Source organism: Clostridium oceanicum (assembly GCF_039521385.1).
GTDB classification, from domain to species: domain Bacteria; phylum Bacillota; class Clostridia; order Clostridiales; family Clostridiaceae; genus Clostridium_F; species Clostridium_F oceanicum.
Genome location: NZ_BAAACG010000003.1, coordinates 119246 through 140955, shown reverse-complemented (window position 1 = coordinate 140955; position 21710 = coordinate 119246). Strand labels below are relative to the sequence as shown.

Sequence of the window (21710 nt, the reverse complement as noted above, 5' to 3'; positions counted from 1 at the left end):
TTTTGAAAGGATGTTGAGAATAGATGTTATGTAATAGAGATAAAAGAAAACTACAAAGATGTTTAGAAGATTTGTATTGTAATCAATGTGATGTATGTATATGTGGTTGTGGATGCTGTAAAGATATTGCTACAAATGTTTGCGATTGTTGTGTGGATCCTATGGAAGATTTTTTAAAGAAAGCACTTGATATATTAAGTGATCAAGGAACACTTACTGTATTTTTAACTAGTGGTCAGAGTGCAACAGGTTTAAAACCAGATATAACTACACTAGAAGATGGAATAATAGGAGGTACTGATATAAATGGAGTAGTTAGATCTATTCCAATCTGTCAGATTTCAAGAGTAGTTGCACATGAGCCAGGACAATCATTAAATCCAAATGCTATTACTTTATTACCTGCAGTATGTACTTGTGGAGAATGTGATTGTTGTGAAAGACCTACTAGGGAAAAATTATCAACTTTCCCACAGGGTAAACAAGTACAATTTTTCTATGTAGGTCTTGAGAGTGGAGTTCCACCAACATTGGATATTTTTGAAAAAGTAGGATTAGGAATAGCATTGACAAGCAATCTTGGTGACTTGATAGGATATTCTAATTGTAAGATAACAGCTATTACTGAACCTTAAATGTAAATTTTAATAAATTAGTAAGTTTAACTAAGTAATTTTTTATGTTGATTATATGTATTTTTAAAATATAATATATAAATATTTTTAGATAATAAAAAAACTCCTTGCATAAAATTTAATGCAAGGGGTTTTTTAGGATTATTTATAAGGTTTTCCTAAGATTCTTTCTATGAAACTTTTACTTTTAGAATTTTCAAGTTGCTCTTTTATTAAAGAGTTTTCTGATCTTAATTGTTCTAAGGAACTTTCTAATTGTTTTGTATAATCTGCTATATAGTCAAAACTTTTCTTTTTTTGATCAAGTTGTTTTTTTATACTGGAGGATTCTATATCGTATTTATTTTTTAATTCTAAAAGAATATTATTTTTAGATTCTTCTAGTTTTTGCTCCATATTATTATTTTCTAATTTTAAATCTTCAATGCTTTTTTCGAGATTTTTATTTTTCTCAAGTAAAGTTTTAAACTGGTTTTCTTTTTCTTGTAATTGTTTTTTTATGTTTTCTATTTGAATGTTATATTTATTTTCCAAAGATTTATTTGTTCCATTAGTGTTATTTTTTAGTTCAGTTATTATATCATTCAATTCTTTAGTTTTATTATTAAATTTATTATTTAAAGAATTAATTTCTTCTGATTTTTCATTGAATTTTACCTTTAAGTTATTACTTTCATCTATTTTTTCTTTAAGTCTAATTTTTAATAATTCTATTTTTTCAGATTTTTTATTGATACTTTCTTTAAAATCTTGAGTTTGTATTTTTAGTTTATTATTTAGCTGTAGTGTAGATTTGTATTTATTTTCAATATTAGATTTTTGTATAGATATTTTATTTATATTTTCACTTAAATTGTTAACACGAATATTTTTTTCTCTTAATTTTTCTGTAAGTAGTAAAGATTTGTTTTTGAGATCATAATTAATAGTTTTTTTCTCTGATATTTCTTGAAGTAGTTTTCTTATTGTTCCTTCTGCATCACATTTATTGTTTTTGTTGTTGTAAGTTTTAGTCCTTTGAGGTAAGAAAATATTAATATTATTAGAGATAGATGCAAATACATTTTTCCCTTTTATAGAGTCATCCAATGGACTTTCTTCATATATATATCTATACATATATATATCATTATAAGATTCAGTATTTATAGTTGAAGGAGAAGACCATTTAATGTTATTAAAGGAAGAATACATTAATTGATTGTTTTCTGACCATACACAGTATAGTATATTGTTGAATATATTAAATGTGGCAGTATCTATTGTACCCTTTGTTTTGTAAATGGGTATATTTTTAATATTATTTTTACTATCTACTTTTACATGTTCTAATGTAGATATTTTATTTTCATTTGATAAATTTAAAATATTAAATTCGTTATTTTTTTCTAAAGTAGAAAAACTAATATTGTTACCATTTAGTCTATATAATTTTTTAGGATTAGTCCAAGAATCCTTTGTTGAGTATTTACATGAACTCATAACATTAGAATCTTTTTCTTTTGTTATGTAAAACATGTTAATAGTTTCATCTATTGTTTCTAAATAATAATGTTTTTTTAATCCATCAATAATATTTATAGTTGATACTAGGTTTGTTTTAAACTTATCTCCATTCCATACATAATGAAGAATATTTGCATAAGAGTCTAATTTGTTTTCATAGAACATAAAGAATATATGAAGTTTATTTTTTTTAGAAAATAAAGTTACTTCATCTATACTACTATTATCAGATTTTAATTTATAAAGAGTTTGAGTAGACCATTTTTTATCAAGTTTACAGTATTTAATAAACCCATCAAGAGTTATACATACTATTTCTATTATTCCTAAGTAAGTTACATTTATATTGAATTTTGAAACATTTTCTAGTATTTTTGTTTCCTCAGAAAATTTATTACACATTAAGTCATTATCTTTATTAATGTAGAATTCATACATAGTACCATATATATTTTTAAAAATATATGATTTATTAGATTTCAAAATACTCACCTACCTTTATAAAATTATATTAATGATAAGTTTTATATATTCTTTTTTAATTAAATATATTACTAAAATTTAAGTATATTTAATTAAAATATACATGTATAAAATATAGCTTTACTAATCACACTTATTTTTTTATATGCATACTATATATTGAGATAAAACAATGTTTCTTCTATATGAAAAAGGAGGATATTTTATATGGCTATTAATTCAAAAGATTTTATTCCACGTCCAGGTTTTGTAAATAAACAAGGATGTTTACCAGATCCAGAGGAGATATGTTGCATTCAAGTTCCTAAAGTATTTGACCAATGCTTAAAAAAAGAATGCTTAAAACCATCAGATGATTGTGAGCAGTTATGTAAGCAAATAGAAGGAATCACAGATCCATCAGAGGTTAGATGCGTAGGATGCTGCAAAAATTTAAAAGTAGTTGTTAATTCTGTTACTAAATGTCCCTCTTCAGGATGTAAACCTGGATATAAAAAAGTAACTATTAATTACACAATTACTTTTGACGTAGATGTAGAAATAGAAGTAAAAAAAGTTAAAGAGCCAAGAACATTACACTATTCAGTAAATAAGACTATAACAGTTCCAAAATTGTATTGTCCAGATGCTATAGCTAAAACTATAATAGGTAAAGAATGTCAATCTGCACAAGAAGAAATGGATCAACAATTTATAAAACTTGAAGTAGTAGGTGATTGTTTAAGTACTGATATTTCAAAAATAGATTGTTGTGGTTGTAGCTGTGGTTGCAGTTGCAAAGATGATGGAAAAGATTCAGACAAAAAAGTATTTTTATGTGTTACATTAGGTTTGTTTATAATAATTAAATGTGAAATAATAGTTCAATTATTAATTCCAGCTTATGGATATTGCCCAGTTCCAGAAGAATGTCAATGTTCAGATGATCCTTGTAAAGAATTTATGAAAAGAGAGATTCCAGAATTTTATCCACCACAAAAGATGAAGGACTTATTTGATGATGAAGAAGTTATTGAAGAAGAAAATATAGTAAGTAGCAATTCATCTATAAACTAAAATTAAAATATAAAGATATTTTTAAGGATTTATCTTATTAATTAATCTAAGTATTTTTAATTTTTATACTATATTTTATTATTAAAGTGTTGACAATAATAGTAAGATAACTTATCATAATAATTAAACTAAAATACAAATTAATATTGTAATTCTAAGAAAAGGAATAGTAGAGATGTATGCTTTTTACAGAAAAGGATGTTAGATGAGAAATTCCTGAAAGCTAAGTTTTAAACCAGCCTTTGAGATCTGTACTGAAATTATAGTAGGATACAGCGGGTATATTTTGCCGTTATCAAAAAGAGTGAACATATGTATAAGAGATTTATGTATGTTAACAAGGGTGGTACCGCCGATATCATGACTTCGGTCCCTGTATAGGGATTCGGAGTCTTTTTATATCTAAATTTATAATAATCAAATATTTTAGGAGGAATATATATGGGAAAAGAAAAGAAGTTTGTAAGAGACATTACTCCAATGGATCAAGACTTTGCTCAGTGGTATACAGACATAGTAAAAAAAGCAGAATTAACAGATTATTCTAGTGTTAGAGGATGTATGATAATTCGTCCTTATGGTTATGCAATGTGGGAAAGAATACAAAAGGATTTAGATGAAAAATTTAAAGCTACTGGACATGAAAATGTGTATATGCCATTATTTATACCAGAAAGTTTACTAAATAAAGAAAAAGAACATATAGAAGGATTTGCTCCAGAAGTTGCTTGGGTAACTCATGGTGGAGATGAAGAATTAACAGAAAAGTTATGTGTACGTCCTACATCAGAAACATTATTCTGTGAACATTATGCTAAAATAGTTCAATCTTATAAAGATCTACCTAAACTTTATAACCAATGGTGTTCTGTTGTTAGATGGGAAAAAACAACAAGACCATTTTTAAGAACAACTGAATTTTTATGGCAAGAAGGTCATACAATTCATGCTACAGAAGAAGAAGCAAGAAAAGAAACTAGACAAATGTTAGATATATATGCAGATCATGTAGAAAACATGCTTGCTATTCCAGTTATAAAAGGAAAGAAAACAGAATCAGAAAAATTTGCAGGTGGTGTAGATACATATACTATAGAAAGTTTAATGCATGATGGTAAAGCTCTACAAACAGGAACATCTCACTATTTAGGAACTAACTTTGCCAAAGGATTTGGAATGCAATATTCTGATAGAGAAGGCAAATTACAATATGTTCATCAAACATCTTGGGGTGTTACAACAAGAATGCTTGGTGCAATTATAATGGTTCATGGTGATGACAGTGGACTTGTAGTTCCTCCAAGAATAGCACCAATTCAAGTAGTTATTGTTCCTATAGCTCAGCATAAAGAAGGAGTACTAGAAAAAGCTAATGAATTAAAAGAATTAGTAAGTAAAGTTTCTAGAGTTAAATTAGACGATTCTGACAAAATGCCAGGATGGAAATTTAATGAATATGAAATGAAAGGTGTACCAATTCGTTTAGAAGTTGGACCAAAAGATATAGAAAAAAATCAAGTTGTATTAGTTAGAAGAGATACTAGAGAAAAAACAATAGTTCCAATGGATCAATTAGAAACTGCTATTCCAAAATTATTAGATGACATACATAATTCTATGTATGAAAGAGCTAAAACTAGAATGGAAGAAAAAACTAGTATAGCTAAGAATATGGATGAATTTAAAGATGCTGTTGATAATAAAACAGGTTTTGTAAAAGCTATGTGGTGCGGCGATGAAGAATGTGAAAGTAAAATAAAAGAAGTGACAGGAGCTAGTTCAAGATGTATACCATTTGAAGAAGGTAATGTTTCAGATGAAGATACTTGTGTGTGTTGTGGTAAAAAAGCTAAACATCTTGTTTACTGGGGTAAAGCATATTAATTTATTTTCATATAAATTGTAAAAGCATATAGTTATGTAATAAATAAACCTCTCATTTATTTGAGAGGTTTATTTCTATAAGAAATTATAAATTTTTTATAGAAATATATATTTTTGTTTTGATTGAATAGTATTTTTATTTGAAATTTTCATATACATTCATTGTAAAATATAGATAGATAATACTATAATAGTCATAGGGGTAATAATTATTTTGAAAGAAGGGGACATCATGAAAATAAACAATATTATAGACAGTTTAAAAGATGACATGATAAAATCAACTCAAGAATTAGTAAAGATAAAAAGTGTTGAAGGTGAACCTAAAGAAGGTAAACCTTATGGAGAAGGTCCATACAAAGCATTGGACAAGGCCTTAAATATATGTAAAGACTTGGGATTTAAAACAAAAAATTTAGATGGATATATAGGATATGCAGAGTATGGTGAAGGAGAAGATTATGTAGCAGTATTAGGCCATTTAGATGTAGTTCCAACAGGAGATGGTTGGAAGTATGATCCTTATGCTGGAGAAATACATGATGGAAAAATTCACGGAAGAGGAACTATGGATGATAAAGGACCAACTTTAGCAGCTTTATATGGATTAAAAGCTATAAAAGAAGCTAAAATTCCTTTATCTAAAAGAGTTAGAATAATATTTGGAACAAATGAAGAAACTGGATCAAATGAATTACCACATTATTTAGAAAAAGAAAAGCCACCTATTTATGGATTTACTCCTGATGCAGAATATCCTATAATATTTGCAGAAAAAGGAATACTTCAATGTAATCTTGTTAAAAAATTAGAAGTAAAAGGAAAAAGAGACACAACTATAGAGTATATAAAAGGTGGAGATAGACCTAATATAGTTTGTGATTATTGTGAGGCAGGCATAAAAACTTTTGATTATGATATTATAGAAAGATCTGTAAAGTTTTTTAGAGATAAAACTGGATATGATTTGAGTTTAGAAGAAAAAAACGGATTAATAATAGTTAAATCAAAAGGTAAAGCAGCTCATGGTAGTACTCCAGAATTAGGAGAAAATGCTATAACACATCTTTTTAAATTTTTAGGAGAACTACCAGTAGGTTATTCTGATATATTGAGTTTTATAAGATTTTTTAATAAGAATATAGGAGAAGAAACAAATGGAGAATCATTTGGATTAAAGCTATCTGATAAGGAATCAGGAGATTTAAGTTTCAATGTAGGAAGTATATCTATGGATAAAGATAAAGTTTCTATGGCAATTGATATTAGATTTCCTGTTACATACACTTTAGATTATGTAAGAGAACTTTTAAATAAAAAAATAGAAGATGTAGGGATAGAAATAGAAAACCCAAGTACTGAAAATCCTTTATATTTTAATAAAGACCATAAATTAATAAAATCATTACAAAAGGTATATAGAGAGCAAACAGGCAAAAAAGCAGAATTATTAGCTATAGGTGGAGGTACTTATGCAAAAGGAATGCCGAATATTGTTGCATTTGGACCAATATTTCCAGGAGAACCGGATTTAATTCATAAGCCTAATGAATATATAAAAATAGATGAGTTAGTCCTTAATTCTAAGATATATGCCCATGCTATATGTGAATTGGCAAAATAAAATAGTGTAATTAATAGAAGACTATCTTTTTATTAATAAAAGGTGGTCTTTTATTTAGTTAAATACTTTAACAAATGTTAACATAATATTTTATATTTGTAAAAACTATTGTCATACTTATTTTGTTGAAACTATGATAAAATATAGTATGTGTTTAAAATATGATTATATTATTAATTACTTATAAATTATGTGGAGGAAGGATATATGAAAAACAATAAGTTTAATAAAAATAAGATAAAGTATTTTATTTATTATGCTATTGCCGTTGCTATAATAATTTTTATGGTTAATGATTACATACAAAATGTAAAATCAGAGCATATAAAATATAGTGAATTTATAAAATATCTAAATCAAAATAAAATACAAGAAGTTCAAATAACTAGAGATAAGTTAGTTATACAGCCTAAATTAGCTGAAGGTGAAAAGAAAAAGATCATGTATACAGAACCGCTTCCAGATCAAGATTTAATTAAGAGGTTAAATGATGCAAATGTAAAATATAGTGGTATACCTCAACAGAATTCAATGATAAAGAATTTTATAGTAACTTGGGTTTTCCCACTTATGATATTTATGTTTTTAGGAAAAATATTATTTAGTAAATTAGATAAAAAAATGGGCGGCGGTGTTATGTCCTTTGGCAAAAATACTGCTAAAATATATGCAGAGAATGAAACAGGGGTTACTTTTAAAGATGTAGCAGGGCAAGATGAAGCAAAAGAATCCTTGCTTGAAATAGTAGATTTTTTGCATAAACCTGAAAGATTTACAAAGATAGGTGCAAAACTACCAAAGGGTGCTCTTTTAGTAGGACCTCCAGGAACCGGTAAAACTTTACTTGCAAAAGCAGTAGCAGGAGAAGCTAATGTACCCTTCTTTTCTATATCTGGATCTAGTTTTGTAGAAATGTTTGTAGGTATGGGTGCATCTAGGGTTAGAGATTTATTTGAGCAAGCTCAACAAAAAGCTCCTTGTATAGTGTTTATAGATGAAATAGATGCTATTGGAAAAAGTAGAGATAGTAGTATGGGAAATAACGATGAAAGAGAGCAAACTTTAAATCAACTCTTAGCAGAAATGGATGGATTTGATTCTTCTAAAGGTGTTGTAATGCTTGCAGCTACAAATAGACCAGAAGTTTTAGATAAAGCACTTTTAAGACCAGGAAGATTTGATAGAAGAGTAATTGTAGATAGACCAGATTTAAAAGGAAGAGAAAAAATACTTGAAGTTCATGCTAAAGGAGTTACAATGTCATCTAAAGTAGATTTAAATGCTATTGCAAAAGGGACTCCAGGAGCTGTTGGATCTGATTTAGCTAATATTATAAATGAATCAGCCCTTAGAGCTGTTAAAAATGGAAGAGAAGAAGTTATACAAGAAGATTTAGAAGATGCAGTAGAAGTTGTTATTGCAGGTAAAGAGAAAAAAGATAGAATAATGTCTGCTGATGAGAAAAAGCAGGTTGCATTTCACGAAGTTGGTCATGCACTTGTAGCAGCTCTTTTACCAAATACAGATCCTGTTCACAAAATAACTATAGTTCCAAGAACTATGGGAGCCTTAGGATATACTATGCAGCTTCCTACAGAAGAGAAATATTTAGTTAACAAGAAAGAAATGTTAGATAAAATTACAGTTATGCTAGGTGGACGTTCAGCAGAGGAGATAAAATTTAATTCTATATCTACAGGAGCTTCAAATGATATAGAAAGGGCAACTCAAACTGCAAGAAGTATGGTTACTATTTATGGTATGACTGAAAAATTTGATATGATGGCATTAGAGTCTATTCAAAACAAATATTTAGATGGAAGACCAGTTCAAAATTGTAGCCAGGAAACTTCAACTATGATAGATGAAGAAACACTAAAATTAATTAAAAAGTGTCATGGCAAAGCAATAAGTATTTTAGATGAGAATAAAGATTTACTTAATAAAATAGCAAATAGACTTTTAGAAAAAGAAACACTTATGGGAAATGAATTTATGGCTATGGTAAAAGGTGAAGATATAGAAATTGATGAAGATTGTAGTAAAGAGGAAATTTCTAAAAAAGAAGATATTTGTGAAAAAGATTTTAAGGAAGAAAAAGAATTTGATAATAAAGAAGAAAATAGTATAGGTGAAGCAGAAAATAATGAAGAAAAAAATAATTTAGATAAAAAATAAATATGATAATTATCAATAATACAGCTGTAGATAGTAATTTAAATAAAAAAGTGGTAATAATTTAAATAGCTATTAATAAAAACTTATATTATATGATAGTAAATAATAAAACTTATAATAAATGAAATGGAGAGTTACATTATGGATGTAAATGAGAAAAATGATAATCTTTATAATCAAATAGAATTAGCTATGGAAAAGGAACATTTAGATTTTGTTATAAGTGAAATAAGAAAAGGTGTATTAAATCACGTAGAAAAAAGAAAAGAATTAATAAACTATATATTAGAACATAGAAAAAAGAATATAGAAGAATATAGAGATGATGAAGATGAAGTAGCAGAATATTTTGATCATGATATATATTTAAAAGAGAAATTATATAACTATATAGAAGCTAAATTAAGAGAGCTAACTATACTTGAAAAAGATGGGTACTTTGGGAAAGTTGTTTTTGAAGATGAAAAAGTAGAAGATAATATATACATTGGAAGATTTGGATTTTCAAAAGAAGGAGATTATAAACCTTTAGTAGTTGATTGGAGAGCGCCTATATGTAAGATATTTTATGAAGGCAGATTAGGTAATATTGAATATTCTTCTCCAGATGGTGAAATTGAGCTAAATGTTAAATCTAAGCGTCAATATGTAATAAAAAATGGTAAGTTAGAAGGAATGTTTGACTCAGATTTAGATGTAAAAGATGAACTGCTTAAAGAAGTTTTAAGTAAGAATGCTACAGATAAATTAAAAGATATAGTTATGACCATACAAAAAGAACAGGATGAGATAATTAGGCAACCGAGAGATAAAACTGTTGTAGTAAATGGAGTAGCTGGAAGTGGTAAAACTACAGTGGCTCTTCATAGGGTAGCTTATTTACTTTATAATTATAGAAAAGAAATACAAGATAATATCTTAATATTAGGTCCTAACAATGTTTTTATAGATTATATATCTAATATATTACCTAGTTTAGGAGAAAATGGAGTAAAACAAACAACATTTTTAGATTTTGTATCAAAGCTTGTTAATATACCAGATATTTTAAGCTCTAGTGATTATATGGAGAAGATTGTATCTAATAATATTGAGTTTATAAATAAAGCTATACATAAGCAATCAGAAGAATATATAAGAGAACTTGATAAACTCGTAGAAAGATTAGATTTAAATTATTTTTCTTTAAATGATATAGAGTTTATGGGAGAGATAGTTGTAGACAAAAAAGAATTAAAAGAAATGTTTTATAACTATTTTAAGTATATGCCACTTTTTAGAAGAAGTAAAAAAATAAAGAGAATAATTTTTTCTAAACTAAAAGATGTAAGAGATAAAAAAGTATTTGAAATAGAAAAAAAATATAAAGATAAAATTAATAATATGACAGAAGAAGAAATAAAACTAGAAGGAAATAATCTTGAGTTTTCTAGAAAAAATGATATAAGAGATATAATAAAAAAATTAGTAGAAACTAAAAATAGTTTGAAATGGTTAGATGGAGAAAAAGTAGAGGATATATATATAAAATTTAATAATGATAAATTAACAGTAGATGATATAGCACCGATACTTTATTTAAAAATAAAATTAGAAGGACTAAGACTTAACAAATCTATAAAACATATAGTTATTGATGAAGCTCAAGAGTATTCTTTATTACAATTTATTGTACTTAAAGAAATTACAAATTGTAAGTTCTTTACTGTAGTAGGAGATTCTAATCAAAGAATATTAGAATCAGATAAAAATCCAGCTATGTTAAAAATCGATAAAATATTGGACAAAGTAGATACTAAATATTATTATTTACAAAAAAGTTATAGATCTACTAAACAAATAATGGAATATGCTAATAAATTTTTAAAAACTAATACTATAGTTCCTTTAGTTAGAGAAGGAAATAATGTAGTTATTGAAAATATAAATGATGAAAAAAGTTTAAAAGAAAATATTTTCTATCATATAGATAGATTTAAACAAAAAGGGTATGAAAATATAGCCATTGTTTGTGAAGATTTTAAGGATACTCAGTCTTTAGGAGAGTTATTAAAAAACAGTAGATATATAAATCTAATAGATAAAGAAGATATAATATATTCCGGTGGTAATATAATAATTCCATCTTTTTTGACAAAAGGTTTAGAATTTGATTGCGTTATTGGAGTAAACAATATAGAATATAAAAGTATGCATAATAACTTGAACTATGTAATGGCTACAAGAGCATTACACGAACTTGTTGTTATCAACAAGGGTATAAAATAGTTATCAACAATGTGGATAACTTTAAAGCTATAACTGTTAATAAAAATAAAAACCCGTATAATAGCGGGTTTTTTTATTTGTTTGAAATTTTTGAAATTAAAATAAATTTAGTTATTAGAACAATTAGCATAGCTTAATAACCTTTTTATTAAATTATCAACAACTTTGTCTACCTTAGTAAAATCTATATTTTTTACATAATAGTTTTCTAACTCATCATGAAGGAGTTTTTCCTCATTAAGAATGGACAAAGCTTTATCTATTAATTTATAGAATAATTCCTTATCTTCTTCAATTTTTTCTTTATTAGCAGCTAATCTAGATGTTTCTAATAAATTATCCATATATATTTGTTGTCCTACAAAAGACATTCTGTTAATTTCATTAGAAGTTAATATAGCTAAATCTAAATCAGGTATTAATACATGCTCTATTCTAGAAGGTGTAAGTGGATCATGATATATTTCTACGTAATAGCCTTTTTTATATATTTTATCGGATATATTTTTTAGTATACTTGTTTTACCTGTACCTGGACCTCCATTTAATACGTATATATTATTGTAAGGCTTATATAATGTGTTTATATGAGTTATTATTCCTTGAGGAGTAAATGCAGTAGCAAAAAGGTGTCTTTTATATCCTAATTTACAAGTAGTTTTTACAGGGGAAATAATAGTTTTTTCTAAATCATTTTGTAGATTATTAAATTTTAATAAATCTATAAAACTATTATTTAAAAAGCTCCAATCATCATGTATGCATCTAGCTGACTTAAGGTATTTATAACATCTTTTAAAAGTATTACTAATTTCTTTACTTGTACATAATATTTCTTCTTTATGTTTTAAAAGTTCCTCGTCATCTAGATAAGTTCCAAGATTAATTATTTCATCTATAATACCTGGAAATTTAGGATCAATAATATGAGGTGCAGTACCATCTACTAAGCATACTTTAATTTTAGGTATAACTATAGAATCTAAAGATTCACTATCAGATGAACAATGAAAATATTCTACATCAAAATTTTTATCTTCAAAAATTTTACCTATTTTTTTCATTAATGAAGATTTACCAGTACCAGGTCCACCTTTTAAACATATTATTCTTTGAGCTTTATCAGACTTTATTATATAGTCAAATAAAGAGAAAAAACCTTCAGAAGTGTTACTGCCAGGAAAAGCATGCTTCGAAAGATTTGACAACATAATCATCTCCTTGAATTAAATCACTATATATAATATGCTTAAAAGTTTAAATTTGTACATTAACTCATAAAGTCTTTGTCAATTGTTATAACTGCAGTATATTCAGGATGCTTTTCTTTTAGGTATGAATTTATATCATCTTTTATTTTTTTTGTATTTTCAGCATTATCAACGAAAGTATAATCTACAACGATATCAAATATTAAATTCTTATAGTCTCCTTTTCCAACTACTCTAAAATCGTGCATAGATTTTATCATAGGAAATTTCATTAAGAGCAAAACTATTTCCCTTCTTGCATATTCAACTTCCTCATCATCAGTATTTACAGGATCCATATGAATTACTAGTAAAATATCTAATTTTTCACTTACATATTTTTCAGCGTCATCAATTACTTCATGTATTTTCATTATAGATTCATTAGCAGGAACTTCAGCGTGAATTGAGGCCATCCATTTGTTAGGGCCATAATTATGTATGATTAAATCGTGGACTCCCATAATTAAATCATATTCCATAACTTTATCAATAATTTCATTTACAAGCTTCGGTTCAGGAGCTTCTCCAAGTAATGGATTCAATGTTTCTTTTATTAAACTTATTCCAGAATATATTATAAATAATGAAATTATAACTCCAAAGTATCCATCTATAGGGAAAGATATCCATCTACTTAAGAGTAGAGATAAGGCTACAAAAGAAGATGCTATAACATCACTTAATGCATCAAAAGAAGAAGCTTTTAGTGCATTGGAGTTTATTTTATTTCCTATAGATTTATTAAATGAACTTAACCATAATTTTGTAAGGATAGATAGTATAAGTATAAGAAATGGTATATATTCAAATTTAACTAAAGATGGGTGAATTATTTTATTGAAAGAAGATTTTATAAATTCTACACCAACTAATAAAACCATAAAAGATACTATAAATCCAGATAAATATTCTATTCTTCCGTGTCCAAAAGGATGCTCTTTATCTGCTGGTTTTGAAGCAAGTTTAAATCCTAAAAATGTAATTATAGAAGAAGCTGCATCAGATAAGTTATTAAATGCATCAGCTATGACAGCTATACTATTTGAAATTAGTCCTATAAATAATTTTGCCATAAATAATAATACATTACATAAAATACCTACAACACTTGCTAAATAACCATAAGAATCTCTTACTTTTTTGTTGTTAATTTGATCATGATTTTTAATGAACTTTGATATTAAAAAATTAGTAAACATAAAAACACCTACCAAGCTTATTATAATGAATTCTATTAGAATTTATAATGTATTATAACATATAAATCTTTCCTTATTTTAGATTTTTTATCATTTTAATATTTATATTTAATATTTTACTAACATTATTATTAGATTAATCATAGTATATATATTGGTGAAATATTGTATAGAGAAGTTAGGATGTGGTTTTTTGAAAAAGGTATTATTTATTGCATATCATTATCCACCAATAGGATGGTCAGGAACTCAAAGAAGTTTAAAGTTTACAAAATATTTGCCAGAATTTAATTGGGAACCGATAGTTGTAACTGTAAAAGATACATCATTATATATGAATGATGACAGTTTAAAAGAAGATATACCTGAAAACTTGAAAGTAGTTAGAATGGAAGAAATAAATCAACAAGATTATTTAGCTGATATAGTAAATAAAATGAGTGAAAAATTTAGTCCAGTTTTAGATATGCTAAGTGAAGGGTATAAAAAGCATTTTACTGATTCATTTAAAAATTATGTAATGCGATCAAAGTCGTTGTTACAAGTTCCTGATATGCAAACATTTTGGGCAGTAAATGTTTTAGAAAATATAGAAAAACAAGTTGATTTTAATGACATAGATTTAATATATTCTACATGTGGGCCTTTTTCTTGTCATTTGATAGCAAGGAAGTTAAAGCATAAGTATAATATTCCGTGGGTTGCAGATTTTAGAGATGAATGGACAAATAATCCTTATCAGACTTTTGATAGAAATAATATTATAGTAAGAATACAAGAGGATTTGGAAAAATGTGTTTTAGGTGAAAGTGATAAGATTATTACTATTTCTGATATAGCTAAAAATAATTATATAAATAAATTTGGAATAGATGATTCAAAAATACAAGTTATAACAAATGGATATGATGAGGATGATTTTAAAGGATTAAATAATTTATCCGATGATAAAGAAAAATTTACTATAGTTTATAGTGGAAGTTTATATATGGAAAGGATGCCATATACAGTTTTACAAGCAATGAATGAACTAATAGATGAAGGATTAATAGATAAAGATAAAGTGTGGATTAAATTTATAGGAACATGTGATCAAAATATATATAATAATATATTTAAATATAATAAGCATAATATAATAAAATATTTAGGATATTTGAAGCATGATCAAAGTCTTTCATATGTAGTTAACGCAAATTTATTATTATTATTAGTAGGGGTAAATCCTAAAGTGAAGTCAGTATATACAGGAAAGATATTTGAATATTTAAGAAGTGCGAATCCAATTTTATCTATATCTCCTAAAGAAAGTCTAGTTGAAAAACTTTTAGATGAAACTAGTTGTGGAAAAAATGTTCAATATAGTGATGTTGAAGGAATTAAAAAATTTATATATGAACAATATAAACATTGGGAAAATGGTACAGAGGCTATAATGCCTAACGAAAATGAAATTTATAAGTATGATAGAGAATATTTAACTGAACAGTTAGGTAAGATTTTTGATAAGCTATTAGAATTAAAAGTAGATAGTTAAATTTAATACATTATTAACTCTATTCTTGAATTAATAATAGTAGATACATTGCTAAAACATTATATAAAAAGATACTTTAGAAATTTATTTGTAGTTTAATTCTTATCTTTAAAGAATATAACATGTAGTTGTTAATAAGTCAGGATGTGATTTTTTGAAAAAAGTATTATTTATTGCATATCATTATCCACCAGTAGGAGGGGCTGGAACTCAAAGAAGTTTGAAATTTACTAAATATTTGAAAAAATTTAATTGGGATCCAGTAGTTGTAACGGTTGAACATACATCATCATATATGAATGATATTACTTTAAATGATGATATACCTAAAGATTTAAAAATAATTAGATTTGAAAATACAAAACCAGAATCTTATTTAGAGAATATATCAAATGAAATAAGTAAAGATTTTGATTTAGTTATAGATGCGCTAGAGGAAGAAGGTAAACGATATTTTAAAGATTTATTTAAGAATAGTTTAATAAAAATGAAAGCATCCTTAAATATTCCAGATACACAAACATTTTGGGCAATTAATACTTTGAAAGATATAGAGAAATATATTGATTTTGATAATATAGATCTAATATATTCTACACTTAGTCCATTATCTTCTCACCTAATAGCTAGAAAGTTAAAGAAGAAATATAATATTCCATGGGTTACAGATTTTAGAGACGAGTGGACCAATAATCCATATGACAATGTAAACAAAAATAATATTATATTTAAAATACAAGAGAATTTAGAAAGATGTGTTTTAGACAAAAGTGATAAAATTATTACTATTTCTACTGAAGCTAAAAATAATTATATTAAGAATTTCGGAATAGAAGAATCAAAAATAAAAGTTATCACAAATGGATATGATGAAGATGATTTTAAAAAATTTAATAGTTCACCTAAAAACAAAGAAAAATTTACTATAGTTTATAATGGGACTTTATATTTACAAAGATTACCGTATACAGTTTTAGAAGCAATGAATGAGTTGATAGATAAAGGTTTAATAGATAAAGATAAGGTGTGGATTAAATTTATAGGAACATGTACTCAAGATATATATAATAATATATTTAAATATAATAAACATAAAATAATAAAATATTTAGGTTACTTACATCATAGTAAAAGTGTAGAATATATTGTTAGTTCAAATTTACTATTATTGCTAGTAGGAATAAATCCTAAAGTTAAATCAGTATATACAGGAAAAGTATTTGAATATTTAAGGTGTAAGAGTCCAATTTTATCTATATCTCCTAAGGGAAGTTTAGTTGAAAAACTTTTAGATGAAACTAGCTGTGGAAAAAATTTTGAATATAGTGATGTTGAAGGAATTAAAAAATTTATATATGAACAATATAAAAATTGGGAAAATAGTAAAAATACAATAGTTTACAATGAAAAAGAAATTCGTAAGTATGATAGAAAATATTTAACTCAAGAGCTAAGTAAGACTTTTGATGAATTGTTACAATTAAAAGTAGATAATTAAAAGATTAAATTTGTTAATTACATCAATGGTATTTAAAAATTTTAAAGGAGAAATAATAATGGAAATGAGAAAAAAATTAGTATTTTTTATTATACCTGGTGGAGATGCTTTTATTGATGATATAATTAATAATTTATCTAATGAATATGAGACAAAAAAAGTTATAGTTAAAACTTATGAACAAATTAATAAGTGGATGAAATGGGCAGATATTTGTTGGTTTGAATGGTGTGATTGGATAGTTATACATGGAAGTAAGCAAGAAATTGCTAAAGAGAAAAAAATTATATGTAGAATACATGGATATGAAGTATATACTAACAATATATTAAGAACTAAGTGGGAGAATGTAGACCAATTAATAATAGTAGCTCCTCATGTAAGACGTATATTTGAAGAAAAAACTAAGAATCTATATAAAGGAAATTTAAAAATAGAAACAGTATTTTGTGGAATAAATACTACTTTATATCCTTTTAAAAAAAGAAAAAAAGGTTTTAATATAGGATATCTAGGATTTATGGATTTTAAAAAAAATATTCCATTAACATTAGATATATTTAAAAAATTACATGATATGGATTCAAGATATAAGTTACATTTAGCAGGAAAATTTAAAGATGGTAGAACTTATGAATATTATAAATATTTTATAAAATACAATAAATTAGAAAAAGATGTATTGTTTTATGGTTGGAGGAATTTTCATCAAAAAATAGAATGGTTAAAAAAAATACAATATATTTTAATATCTAGTATAGACGAAGGATTATGTTTTGCAGCAGCGGAATCGATGTGTAGTGGAATAAAGCCAATTATTCACAATTGTGAAGGATTAAAGGATCATTATAATGAGAAATATATATTTGATAATATAGATGAAGCAGTAAAAATGATAACTTCTGATGAATATAATTCTAATGAATATAGAAAGTTTATAGAAGATAACTACTCATCAGCCAGAGAAAAACAAGAAATACTTAAATTACTAAAAAACCTAATAAAAAAACCAGAGAAGCATTCTGAAAAAAATCCATTAGTTACTGTAGGAATAACAAATTATAACTATATAAATTTTTTAGATGAATGTCTAAACTCGGTATTAAATCAAGATTATAATAATATAGAAATATTGATAGTAGATGATTGTTCTACAGATGGTTCTATAGAAAAAATAAAAGAATATGAACAAAAATATAAAAATATTAAAGCAATATATCATTCTAAGAATAGTGGAAATCCTAATTTATCTATGAAAGAAATTATAGAAATAGCAAAAGGGGAATATTTTTTTATTTTGTCAACAGATGATTTTTTATATGACAACAATGTAATAAGTAAACATGTATATAGTTTCCTTAATGATAAGACGTTAGATTGTGTTTATGGAAATACTCAAACAGTAGATTGTAAATCAAATAAAAAAGCAGTGTGGAGAAGTATACAATTTAATAATGATGAGGTGATATGTAAAACATTTCAAAAAATGGGATCTGGAGTAATACCGTTTTGTAGAGCTATGTTTAAGAAGGATTTTTTTATAAAAAATAAATTGAAATTTATTTATGATCCCGATAATGTAGTAGGATTAGATACATTAAATACATTAGTATATGTTAAATATGGATTTAAAAGGAATATTATAAATTGTAATACAACTTGCTATAGATTACATGAAAATAATCTAACTTATAATATTAAGGGAAGAATAAAATCAATAATTTCAGCTATGGAGTATATAGTTAATAATTTTGATGAAAAAATATATATACCTGAAATTCAATGGGATAAATATGATACAAATAAAAGAAAATCTATAAAAATGTATAAAATAGGAAAACATTATTTTAATACAGCTATGGTATATTACAATAAAAATATTAGACTTTTGAACAGGTGTATATGTTTAGAACAAGAACAAATAAAAGAGTATATACAACCTTTAATACTTTTATCACAAAAGTATTTAGATAAAAGTATTACTGAATCTGAAATGTATACTAAAGAAATAAAAATTCTTAAAGCACAAATAGATTCAATGAAAATCTATTAATTATCTATTTTAAAAGAGAAAAAATATATTTATAAGCATATAATTATTCAAAGATTTATCATGTAAGTTTATTTATAAAAATATTAATATAGATTAAAAAATAAATTGTATAGACAAATAAATTCATATTTAAAGGAGTTTATGGAATGAAGGGCATTATTTTAGCTGGAGGATCTGGAACTAGATTATATCCTGTAACAAAGTCAATATCAAAACAGATAGCTCCAATATATGATAAACCTATGATTTATTATCCTATGTCTGTACTTATGCTTGCGGATATAAGAGATATATTAATAATATCCACACAAAGAGATCTTCCTGTATTTAAAAGTTTATTTAAAGATGGATCAAATTTAGGATTAAATATAAAATATGAGGTTCAAGAAAGTCCGAATGGGTTAGCCGAGGCTTTTATTATAGGAGAAAAATTTATAGGTAATGATAATGTTGCTATGATTCTAGGAGATAATATATTTTATGGTCAAAGTTTTAGTAATCACTTAAAAAGAGCAGCTAAATTAGAAAAAGGAGCATGTATATTTGGATATTATGTTCATAATCCAAAAGCTTTTGGAGTAGTTGAATTTGATAATGACGGCAAAGTATTATCTTTGGAGGAAAAACCCCAATTTCCAAAGTCAAAATATGCTGTTCCTGGATTATATTTTTACGATAACTCAGTAATTGAAAAAGCAAAGACTTTGAAACCTTCTAATAGAGGAGAATTAGAAATAATGGATTTAAATAAACTTTATATGAAAGAAGGTACACTAAAAGTTGATGTTTTAGGAAGAGGGATGGCTTGGATTGATACAGGAACCCATGAATCTATGCTTAAAGCTTCAAACTTTATAGAAGCAGTTGAAAGTATGCAAGGCACATATATTGCATGCTTAGAAGAAATTGCTTATAAAAAAGGATGGATAGACTATGAAAAAGTTGTAAAATTGGCGAAACCTTTGTTAAAAACAGGATATGGAAAGTATTTAATGGATATAGTAGAAGAAATTTAAGTAAAATGATATAAAAGTAAGTATTTATAAAGGAAGTATATTATGGGAAAGTTTAATTTTATAAAAACAAAATTAGAAGATGTGTATATAATAGAGTCCAAAATGTTTAAAGATAACAGAGGTTATTTTATGGAAACCTATAATAAAAAAGATTTCTTTGATGAAGGGCTTACTATGAATTTTGTTCAAGATAACGAGTCTAAATCTACAAAAGGTGTACTTAGAGGATTACACTTTCAAACAAAACATACTCAAGGGAAATTGGTAAGAGTTACAAAAGGTAAAGTATTTGATGTTGCTGTAGATCTAAGGAAAGGATCACCCAGTTTTGGAAAATGGCAGGGGGTTTTGTTAACAGAGTGTAATAAAAAACAATTTTATATACCAGAAGGTTTTGCTCATGGTTTTTTAGTGTTATCAGAAAATGCAATTTTCAATTATAAATGCACAGATTTTTATGCTCCTCAGTATGATAGTGGAGTTCTTTGGAATGATGAAGATATTGGTATAAAATGGCCATTAAAAGAAATAAAGAATGTAATTTTATCTGAAAAAGATAAAAAACAAAAGCCTTTAAATAAAGTAAATATCCCTTTTAAATATAAAAAATAGGGGGAAGATATATGGTTATTTTGATCACAGGAGCAAAAGGACAACTAGGAAATGAAATAAAATTAATATTAGAAAATAAAAGAGCTGACATTGGAGAAATATCAAAAGAAATTATAAGTTCTAAATTTATATTTATGGATTCTTCTAGATTAGATATATCTAATTTAGAAAAAGTCAATAAAGTTTTAACACGTATTACTCCAGATGTAGTTATAAATTGTGCAGCTTTTACAAATGTGGATAGATGTGAGGAAAATAAAGAGTTAGCATTTAAAGCTAACTCTTTTGGCCCTAGAAATTTAGCTATTGTGTGTGAAAAAATAAAAGCTAAACTAGTTCAAATTTCTACAGATTATGTTTTTTCATCAAAAGGAAAAGACCCATTAAGAGAATATGATGAAACTAAACCATGTAATACTTATGGAAAAACAAAACTTATGGGTGAAAATTTTGTAAGAGATTTTTGCTCAAGATATTTTATAATAAGAACTTCATGGTTATACGGACATGTGGGCAAAAACTTTGTTTATACAATAATGAAATTAGCTAAAGAAAAAGAAAATTTAAAGGTAGTTAACGACCAAGAAGGCAATCCAACTAATGCTAATGATTTGGCATATCATATTTTAAAAATTATATCTACAGAAAATTATGGAATTTATAATTGTACAGGTAAAGGAGAGGTTACTAGGTATGATTTTGCTAAGGAAATAATAAGACTAAGTAAAATTGATTGTAAAATAACTCCATGTACTTCAGATGAATTTAAGACTAAGGCTAAAAGACCAAATTATTCATGTTTAGATAACATGATGCTAAGCTGTACTATTGGAGATAAAATGAGATTTTGGAAAGAAGCTTTAAATAGTTTTATTAATGATATTAATAAATAAAATTATATAGGGGGA

At 25.7% G+C, this 21710-nt stretch carries 15 protein-coding genes and 1 other annotated feature; of the genes, 12 read left to right on the top strand and 3 right to left on the bottom strand.

Features of this window, described 5'->3' with window-relative positions:
- Nucleotides 1-23: 23 nt before the first annotated feature.
- Complete coding sequence (locus ABDZ71_RS02315) at nt 24-635, top strand: hypothetical protein (protein WP_343758456.1); 612 nt, start codon at nt 24-26, stop codon at nt 633-635.
- Between the two features lie 141 nt (nt 636-776).
- Here ABDZ71_RS02315 and ABDZ71_RS02310 read toward each other — a convergent pair whose 3' ends face one another.
- The gene (locus tag ABDZ71_RS02310) at nt 777-2624 is read right to left on the bottom strand and encodes a coiled-coil domain-containing protein (RefSeq protein ID WP_343758454.1); all 1848 of its coding nucleotides are present in this window, start codon (nt 2622-2624) and stop codon (nt 777-779) included.
- 207 nt (nt 2625-2831) lie between these two features.
- Between ABDZ71_RS02310 and ABDZ71_RS02305 the strand changes: the two genes are divergently transcribed.
- The 5 genes from ABDZ71_RS02305 to ABDZ71_RS02285 all read left to right on the top strand — a co-directional run bounded on the left by ABDZ71_RS02305 (nt 2832) and on the right by ABDZ71_RS02285 (nt 11634).
- Nucleotides 2832-3680: a hypothetical protein gene (locus tag ABDZ71_RS02305; protein ID WP_343758452.1), complete on the top strand. Its 849-nt coding sequence runs from the start codon at nt 2832-2834 to the stop codon at nt 3678-3680.
- A gap of 147 nt (nt 3681-3827) precedes the next feature.
- Nucleotides 3828-4058 (top strand) — a binding site (T-box leader).
- A gap of 63 nt (nt 4059-4121) precedes the next feature.
- On the top strand, nt 4122-5564 hold the full coding sequence (gene proS, locus ABDZ71_RS02300; protein ID WP_343758450.1) for a proline--tRNA ligase: 1443 nt from the start codon (nt 4122-4124) through the stop codon (nt 5562-5564).
- A gap of 232 nt (nt 5565-5796) precedes the next feature.
- A complete protein-coding gene (gene pepV, locus ABDZ71_RS02295) occupies nt 5797-7188 on the top strand; it encodes a dipeptidase PepV (protein ID WP_343758448.1) in 1392 nt (463 codons plus the stop codon).
- Nucleotides 7189-7395: 207 nt separating this feature from the next.
- Nucleotides 7396-9366 carry an ATP-dependent zinc metalloprotease FtsH gene (gene ftsH, locus ABDZ71_RS02290; protein ID WP_343758446.1) on the top strand — a complete coding sequence of 657 codons (1971 nt, stop codon included), beginning with the start codon at nt 7396-7398 and terminating at the stop codon, nt 9364-9366.
- A gap of 141 nt (nt 9367-9507) precedes the next feature.
- Nucleotides 9508-11634, top strand: a complete 2127-nt coding sequence (locus ABDZ71_RS02285) for a HelD family protein (protein WP_343758444.1) — start codon at nt 9508-9510, stop codon at nt 11632-11634.
- A 107-nt stretch (nt 11635-11741) separates the two neighbouring features.
- Here the strand turns inward: ABDZ71_RS02285 and ABDZ71_RS02280 are convergent, their stop codons facing one another.
- Both ABDZ71_RS02280 and ABDZ71_RS02275 read right to left on the bottom strand, forming a co-directional pair.
- Complete coding sequence (locus ABDZ71_RS02280; RefSeq protein WP_343758442.1) at nt 11742-12845, bottom strand: PRK06851 family protein; 1104 nt, start codon at nt 12843-12845, stop codon at nt 11742-11744.
- Nucleotides 12846-12904: 59 nt separating this feature from the next.
- Entirely contained in the window at nt 12905-14086 is a 1182-nt protein-coding gene (locus ABDZ71_RS02275) for a cation diffusion facilitator family transporter (protein ID WP_343758440.1), read from the bottom strand.
- A 193-nt stretch (nt 14087-14279) separates the two neighbouring features.
- On the opposite strand from ABDZ71_RS02275, the gene ABDZ71_RS02270 reads away from it, so the two are divergent.
- The 6 genes from ABDZ71_RS02270 (at nt 14280) to rfbD (ending at nt 21695) form a co-directional block, all read left to right on the top strand.
- Nucleotides 14280-15623: a glycosyltransferase gene (locus tag ABDZ71_RS02270; RefSeq protein WP_343758438.1), complete on the top strand. Its 1344-nt coding sequence runs from the start codon at nt 14280-14282 to the stop codon at nt 15621-15623.
- A 154-nt stretch (nt 15624-15777) separates the two neighbouring features.
- On the top strand, nt 15778-17121 hold the full coding sequence (locus tag ABDZ71_RS02265) for a glycosyltransferase (RefSeq protein WP_343758437.1): 1344 nt from the start codon (nt 15778-15780) through the stop codon (nt 17119-17121).
- A 58-nt stretch (nt 17122-17179) separates the two neighbouring features.
- The gene (locus ABDZ71_RS02260) at nt 17180-19174 is read left to right on the top strand and encodes a glycosyltransferase (RefSeq protein ID WP_343758435.1); all 1995 of its coding nucleotides are present in this window, start codon (nt 17180-17182) and stop codon (nt 19172-19174) included.
- Between the two features lie 146 nt (nt 19175-19320).
- Entirely contained in the window at nt 19321-20190 is an 870-nt protein-coding gene (rfbA, locus tag ABDZ71_RS02255) for a glucose-1-phosphate thymidylyltransferase RfbA (RefSeq protein WP_343758433.1), read from the top strand.
- A gap of 42 nt (nt 20191-20232) precedes the next feature.
- Nucleotides 20233-20802 carry a dTDP-4-dehydrorhamnose 3,5-epimerase gene (rfbC, locus tag ABDZ71_RS02250; RefSeq protein ID WP_343758432.1) on the top strand — a complete coding sequence of 190 codons (570 nt, stop codon included), beginning with the start codon at nt 20233-20235 and terminating at the stop codon, nt 20800-20802.
- A gap of 11 nt (nt 20803-20813) precedes the next feature.
- Nucleotides 20814-21695 carry a dTDP-4-dehydrorhamnose reductase gene (gene rfbD, locus ABDZ71_RS02245; protein WP_343758430.1) on the top strand — a complete coding sequence of 294 codons (882 nt, stop codon included), beginning with the start codon at nt 20814-20816 and terminating at the stop codon, nt 21693-21695.
- The last annotated feature ends 15 nt before the right edge of the window (nt 21696-21710 follow it).

Excerpts from the sequence above, each read along its gene's own strand:
- ABDZ71_RS02305 (WP_343758452.1), top strand. The coding sequence starts at position 2,832 with ATGGCTATTAATTCAAAAGATTTTATTCCACGTCCAGGTTTTGTAAAT.
- rfbD (WP_343758430.1), top strand. The coding sequence starts at position 20,814 with ATGGTTATTTTGATCACAGGAGCAAAAGGACAACTAGGAAATGAAATA.
- ftsH (WP_343758446.1), top strand. The coding sequence starts at position 7,396 with ATGAAAAACAATAAGTTTAATAAAAATAAGATAAAGTATTTTATTTAT.
- rfbC (WP_343758432.1), top strand. The coding sequence starts at position 20,233 with ATGGGAAAGTTTAATTTTATAAAAACAAAATTAGAAGATGTGTATATA.
- pepV (WP_343758448.1), top strand. The coding sequence starts at position 5,797 with ATGAAAATAAACAATATTATAGACAGTTTAAAAGATGACATGATAAAA.
- rfbA (WP_343758433.1), top strand. The coding sequence starts at position 19,321 with ATGAAGGGCATTATTTTAGCTGGAGGATCTGGAACTAGATTATATCCT.
- ABDZ71_RS02285 (WP_343758444.1), top strand. The coding sequence starts at position 9,508 with ATGGATGTAAATGAGAAAAATGATAATCTTTATAATCAAATAGAATTA.
- ABDZ71_RS02315 (WP_343758456.1), top strand. The coding sequence starts at position 24 with ATGTTATGTAATAGAGATAAAAGAAAACTACAAAGATGTTTAGAAGAT.
- ABDZ71_RS02260 (WP_343758435.1), top strand. The coding sequence starts at position 17,180 with ATGGAAATGAGAAAAAAATTAGTATTTTTTATTATACCTGGTGGAGAT.
- ABDZ71_RS02280 (WP_343758442.1), bottom strand. The coding sequence starts at position 12,845 with ATGTTGTCAAATCTTTCGAAGCATGCTTTTCCTGGCAGTAACACTTCT.
- proS (WP_343758450.1), top strand. The coding sequence starts at position 4,122 with ATGGGAAAAGAAAAGAAGTTTGTAAGAGACATTACTCCAATGGATCAA.
- ABDZ71_RS02275 (WP_343758440.1), bottom strand. The coding sequence starts at position 14,086 with ATGTTTACTAATTTTTTAATATCAAAGTTCATTAAAAATCATGATCAA.